This window comes from Clostridium sp. ATCC 25772 (assembly GCF_001573875.1).
Lineage (GTDB): Bacteria > Bacillota > Clostridia > Clostridiales > Clostridiaceae > Clostridium_J > Clostridium_J senegalense.
In genome coordinates, this window is sequence record NZ_LFRG01000079.1 from 1 (window position 1) to 6,318 (window position 6,318).

At 25.4% G+C, this 6,318-nt stretch carries 4 protein-coding genes and 2 tRNA genes; 5 read left to right on the forward strand and 1 reads right to left on the reverse strand.

Annotation, left to right across the window (positions count from 1 at the left end):
• Position 1: 1 nt before the first annotated feature.
• The 4 genes from AZI32_RS16475 to AZI32_RS16490 all read left to right on the forward strand — a co-directional run bounded on the left by AZI32_RS16475 (position 2) and on the right by AZI32_RS16490 (position 2,938).
• A tRNA-Gly gene (locus AZI32_RS16475) sits at positions 2-75 on the forward strand.
• 383 nt (positions 76-458) lie between these two features.
• Positions 459-535 (forward strand) — tRNA-Arg (locus tag AZI32_RS16480).
• Between the two features lie 596 nt (positions 536-1,131).
• Entirely contained in the window at positions 1,132-1,536 is a 405-nt protein-coding gene (locus AZI32_RS16485) for a VOC family protein (protein WP_061996986.1), read from the forward strand.
• A gap of 805 nt (positions 1,537-2,341) precedes the next feature.
• Positions 2,342-2,938, forward strand: a complete 597-nt coding sequence (locus AZI32_RS16490) for an NUDIX hydrolase (RefSeq protein WP_061996988.1) — start codon at positions 2,342-2,344, stop codon at positions 2,936-2,938.
• 197 nt (positions 2,939-3,135) lie between these two features.
• Here the strand turns inward: AZI32_RS16490 and ytaF are convergent, their stop codons facing one another.
• On the reverse strand, positions 3,136-3,759 hold the full coding sequence (gene ytaF / locus AZI32_RS16495; RefSeq protein ID WP_061996990.1) for a sporulation membrane protein YtaF: 624 nt from the start codon (positions 3,757-3,759) through the stop codon (positions 3,136-3,138).
• A 467-nt stretch (positions 3,760-4,226) separates the two neighbouring features.
• Here ytaF and AZI32_RS16500 point away from each other — a divergent pair, with 467 nt between their 5' ends.
• Positions 4,227-5,918, forward strand: coding sequence for a peptide ABC transporter substrate-binding protein (locus AZI32_RS16500; RefSeq protein ID WP_061996992.1), 1,692 nt, complete (start codon positions 4,227-4,229; stop codon positions 5,916-5,918).
• Positions 5,919-6,318 lie beyond the last annotated feature (400 nt).

The window sequence follows — 6,318 nt, forward strand, 5'->3', positions numbered from 1 at the left end:
TGCGGGTGTAACTCAATGGTAGAGTGCTAGCCTTCCAAGCTAGTTACGAGGGTTCGATTCCCTTCACCCGCTCCAAATTGTTTAAAAAGATTACTAAGTTAAAGTTTTACTTTAGTTTGGTAATCTTTTTGTTTTTTGTATTTATAAACGTATACCTTACCTATTTCAATATATAGTCACCTTATATAATTACATAAGGGTTAAAAATAACACATAAGCTTGAAGTTAATACTATAAACTAAAGTATTTTAATATGTTTACGATTATAAAAATAGTAAATAATAAATAATGTAAAGCTTATTAGTTTACATAAATACTTATAAGATTTATTAGTATTTTAGATTATAGCTTTATGAATAGAAGTTTAAGAGTAATGTGTATTGATTATCATATTAATCTAAAAGTATTAAATTATACATAATTGTTAAGCAAGAAAAATATATATATAAAATAAATAAGCACCTATAGCTCAGCTGGATAGAGCGGTGGACTTCGAATCCAATTGTCGCAGGTTCAAATCCTGTTAGGTGTACCATAAATATTGAAAATAGGGCATTTGCAGAGATGTGAAAAGCTCTATGGAGAATACAGTTGATTGTTTAAGTAAAAAATTACTTAGAAATTGGCTGTATTTTTTTAAGACAAAAATTACTACAAGGCTTGAGTTACCGTATTTTGAGGGATTATAAACTTTATAAAAAATATATTGATAATTATTTTCAAGAGTACAACGTACTTAAGGTGGAACATTCTATAGAATATATGGCACATATAAAATTTAACTAATAAAATTATTACTGTAGAAGCAGATAACAGTGAAACAAATTATTAATATAACACACTTTATACAATTTCAGCTAGTTAAAAATGTTTACAACTGTCAAAATTTTAAGTATAATTGAAAATGTGCAAAAAAATAAACTTACGTAAAAACACCACATAAGTTTGATTCGAAAATTAAATTATTTTGTTTTTTAAAATTAATATTATTCTAATATATATTCTAAGTAGTTGTCAAGTTGTTTTTTAGAATATATTAAATATATAATAAAAGAAAATTTGAAAGGGTATAGGTGGATAATTATTAGAAAAATAAGAGATTAAAAGAAAGTTTAAATAAACAAAGGTGGTATTAACATGTCAATTATACATCATATTTGTATTCAAACAGATAGGTACGAGGAGTCGCTTAAATTTTATACTGAAATTTTAGGGTTTAGATTAATTAAAGAAACAAAAAATTTTCATAGTAGAAAGTTTAATTCCTGGTTACAATTAAAAGACTTTATGATTGAACTACAAACGGAAAAGACTGGGGATACATTAAAAGATTGGAGTTCATTAAATAAAGGAATAGTCCATATGGGTTTTTTAGTTAATGATGTTGAAAAAGAATATAATAGAATAAAAGAATTAAATTATAATAAATTTAAAATTAAAAATGGGAAAGAACTATACAAAGTTGAAGATGGCTATTTATTTAAAGTAAAAGCACCAGAAGGAACAGAAGTTGAGATAAGAGATAAAAAAATATAACAGTTTATACATTTCACATTAAAACTTGGGAATGTTATAGGGTTGAAAGCATGTGCGTAAAGCTAAGCCACTTTATTCCAATAAAACATTTTTTTAATTTATTACTACACTATGTAATAATAAAAAATTTAATAAGCTATTCATTGAAAATTGATTTAGAGTTTCTTTAAAATTTTCACAGACTATCGTTTTAAATTTTTTCATTATTGCTTTTTAACACTATGATTTTGGAATTTTTAGGCTTAACTTTACGCCTATGGGGTTGAAAGTTGACTCTTAAAGTTATCCATTCCAAAACTTGGATACCCAAAATAGTGAGACATGCTCTGAATCGCTTAGAATTCAACACTACTTTTTGTATAAAAATATTTTAAAGTTATTGAATAAATTTAAATTTGAGCTTGTTTCTCTATAATTAACCTAACCACTGTATAATTATTTATATAAATATGAGTTAAATATATTAAAGATATTATATGATAAAATGACTTAAACAGTAATTTTTAGGAGTATATCTGCTTTGAATGAAGTTAAATTTATCAAATCCTGTTAGGTGTGCCATAAATATTGAGAATATGGAATTTACAGAGGTATAAAAAGCTCTACAAATAAGACTGATAGTTAATTTATATGATTAATCATAAAACTATCGGTCTTTTGTGTTATAAACGTTTAAAAACAAATAGCTTTAAAAATAAATTTAGAATAACATGTCTTTATTTATGAATTTCAGAAAAGTAAAAGCTACTTGTAAAAGATGTTATAATTATAATTATAATAATATAAGAGTATAGGGGGATAGAAAATGAATTTTAAAAAACAAATTGAAAAATTTACACCTAATAATGAACAAGAGATTCAAGATAAGAAGATAATTCTTCAGTACATAGAAAAATTCTCACATAATATTTTAGTTAGAGAAAATGAGTTTGCACATATTACAAGTTCAGGTTTTATATTAAATGAGAATCTAAACAAGATGTTGATGATACACCATAATATAAGAAAAACATGGTCCTGGACAGGAGGGCATGTAGATGGAGATAAAGATTTTCTACATGTTGCTATAAAGGAGGCAAAAGAAGAAACTGGAGTTAATAATGTAAAGCAACTTGGAAGTGAAATTGTATCATTGGATGTTTTACCAGTAGATGGACATATAAAGAATGGGAAATATGTTAATACACATGTACATCTATCTGTAGCATATATTCTTATTGTAAGTGAAGAGGAAAGATTAAAAGTAAAAGATGATGAAAATAGTGCTGTAGCATGGTTTGAAATAGATAAACTTAATGCAAAGTATTTTAGTGATAGGGACATATATTTATACAATAAATTAATTAATAGGGCTAAAGATATTAATAGAAATAATGAATTTAATATAGGAAAGAATAAGTAACTTAAAAAATTTATGATAAAGAACTGAAAATTTTAATGAATGTATAAAAATAGGACTTTAAAAGTTTACTTTTTTAAAGTCCTATTTTTATTAATATATAGTGAGTTACATTACTAAAATTAATATATCGAATAAAAGATTGTCTTGTGCTTCTACATTAGTTTTTTTGTTTTCTTTCAAGAAAAAAATATATATTTTTAAATAAATAATTCATAGCAACCTAAAAATATAATTATTGCTCCAGATATAAGTGAAGCATACTTTCCAAATAATTTAGAGAGATAACTAGTACCAATTAAATATCCTAAAGTAATAAATAATAAGCTAAATATAAATGTAAAAATAGTAGTTAAAAATATATTAAGACCTGTTATACTTGCCCCAATTCCAACGCCTAAGTTGTTTATGGTAAGAGCGAATGCAAGTAATATTGATTCTTTAGCATCTATACATGAAGAATTATCACTATCGATTAATTCAGGATTGTCTAAAATGTTTTTGTACTCACCAATCATATTATCTAATTTATTTTTTTTCTTTTTCTTTTGAAAGTAGGATTTTATAAAAAATTCTAATATAAACCATAATCCTAATAATATTAATATAGCACTTCCAAGTATATTTGCTGTCTTAGCTGAAATGAAATGAATTATAGCTTTACCTAAAGACATAGAAAGAAAAGTCCCTAAAGCTGATATTATAGCTATTAAAAGATTACTTAATATATTAATTTTAATTTTTTTAATTCCATAAGCTATTCCTACAGCAAAATTATCTATATTTGCTGAAATAGAAAATAGTAGTGAAGATAGTATATGCATTATATTCCTCCAATTAAAAGCTATATTCGTAGTATATTCATGAAAATATGACAATGTTCCACTTTATGAATCTGAAGTTAAATTTGAAATTTATTTAACTTCAAAAAACATATATTTGTTGCAGAATTCCATGTAAAATTATTTTTTTATTTTATTAATATAACTTTAGAGGAATATTTTGTATTTTAACAAGTAAAAATACTATAAAAAATACAATAAATTTTAAGAAATTGTTAAGGAAGAAAAGTATAAAAATGACATTTATATTAAAATATATTGCAAAAAATGCAAAAAACAATAATAAAAATACATTAAATTACATTAAAATTTAAAAAAATAAAATTTTATTATAAAATTGTTTCAAAATTCATAAAAATAAAACTTGATTAGATTTGATTAAAAATATAATCTATTAAATAAGAAATATTTATATAAGTTAACTTATGACAAAAAGGGGGACGTTATCTATGAAAAATAAAAAGTTAATTGCAACTATACTAACACTTTCATTAGCATCATCAATATTAGTTGGATGTGGAAGCAACACTGAAAAAGATGAAACTAATGCTAATTCACAAGAAGTTAAAATGGACGAACAGCAGTATTTAAATACAGTACTTCTTGCTGAACCTAAAACGTTGGATCAATCTAAATCAAGTGATCTTTATTCCTCTGTAATTTTAACTAATGTAGGTGAGGGATTAACTAGACTTGAAAATGATGAAAATGGCAAAGAAGTTGTTAAACCTGCAGGAGCTGAAAGTTGGGAACAATCAGAAGATGGATTAAAATGGACATTTAAGTTAAGGGATATGAAATGGTCTGATGGAAAACCAATAACAGCAAATGATTATTATTATGGAATAACTAGAACATTAAATTTAGAAATTGGATCACCATATGCTTTCTTATTATTCCCAATAAAAAATGCTTCTGAATATAATGCAGGAAAAGCAAAAGTTGAAGATGTTGGAGTTAAAGTTATAGATGACAAGACTATAGAATTTACTTTAGAGAATCCAACACCATATTTTTTAGATTTAACATATTTTAAAGTAATGCAGCCTCAAAGAAAAGATGTAGTTGAACAAAGTGGTGAAAAATATGGTAGTGAATCAAATACTATGGTATTCTCTGGACCGTTTATTATAAAACAATGGATTCATAATAATATGGTTGAATTAGAAAAGAATCCACAGTATTGGGATGCTGAAAATGTTAAATTAGAAAAAGCAACATTTAAAATTATAAAAGAAGAAACAGCTAGAATGAACGAACTTTATAACGGTTCACTAGACATGGCTGGAGTTACAAAACCAGAGTGGGTTAGTAAACTTGATGGAAGTGGACAATATGAAGTAATAAAGGGATATGATGCATCATCAGCATATATGTTTTTTAATCAGGATGATTCATATTTTAAAAATGAAAAAATAAGGAAAGCATTTATACTTGCAACAGATAGAGAAGGTATGAGTGAAACATTATATAAAGGTCTAGCAGAGCCTGCATTGGCTTGGTGTCCACCAGCTGTTCAAATTGGAGGAGAAGAGTTTAGAAGCAAAGTTAACTATAATCCTGTTGAAGAATTATCAAAGGAAAACCCTGATCCAAAAGCACTATTAATAGAAGGATTAAAAGAAGAAGGTATGGATCCAGACCCATCTAAACATACAATAAAGTTTTTACAATCAGGTACAGATGCTAAATCAAAGGAATTTGCTGATTTTGAACAGCAAAATTTTGAAAAAGTATTAGGCATAAAAATTGAATCTGAATTTACTGAGTGGGCAGTATTTCAGACTAGAGAATCAACTCAAGATTATCAAATGGCTTCTATGGGATGGACAGGAGACTATAATGATCCTATGACATTCTTTGATATGTGGGCTAGTACAGCAGGGGTAACTAATACTGGATGGTCAAATGAAAAATATGATGAAATGATAGATGAGATTAGTAAAACAGTTGACCAAGGTAAGAGAACAGAGTTATTTAAAGAAGCAGAAAAATTGTTAATACATGAAGATGGTGTAATAAGCCCAACGGTTTATAGATTTAAGAATACATATGTTCGTAATTATGTTAAAAACGTATCTAATACAACATTTGGAGTTGGAGCATCAGACCTTAAATATGTGTACACTGCAGGACGTTAAAAAGTGTATTAAAGTTAAAAAAAGACTAGATTTTAGGTTTTAATAGATTTATTATAAGGGGCACTGAAAAGTGCCCTTATTTTAATTGAAATGCACTTATTAAAATAATACTTCAATACTTAATGAGATAGAATTAATTTTAAGAATAAAATATAATATAACAAAAGTAATAAAAAAATAATAATTGTATAAGACTATTATTATAAATTAGCAGATTTAATTAAAATTGTGTAGTGGTATAGGGAAAATAAAGAATTATTAATTAATAATCAAATATTAATTTAAGTTTTTTAACTTGATAAATGAATAATTTTAAAACCTTATATATAGGGAAACAAGCTCGAATTTAAATTTATTCATCAAATTTTTGTTATCAGTTGAGAAAAATAAGTGCAAATAT

Excerpts from the sequence above, each read along its gene's own strand:
- AZI32_RS16490 (WP_061996988.1), top strand. The coding sequence starts at position 2,342 with ATGAATTTTAAAAAACAAATTGAAAAATTTACACCTAATAATGAACAA.
- ytaF (WP_061996990.1), bottom strand. The coding sequence starts at position 3,759 with ATGCATATACTATCTTCACTACTATTTTCTATTTCAGCAAATATAGAT.
- AZI32_RS16500 (WP_061996992.1), top strand. The coding sequence starts at position 4,227 with ATGAAAAATAAAAAGTTAATTGCAACTATACTAACACTTTCATTAGCA.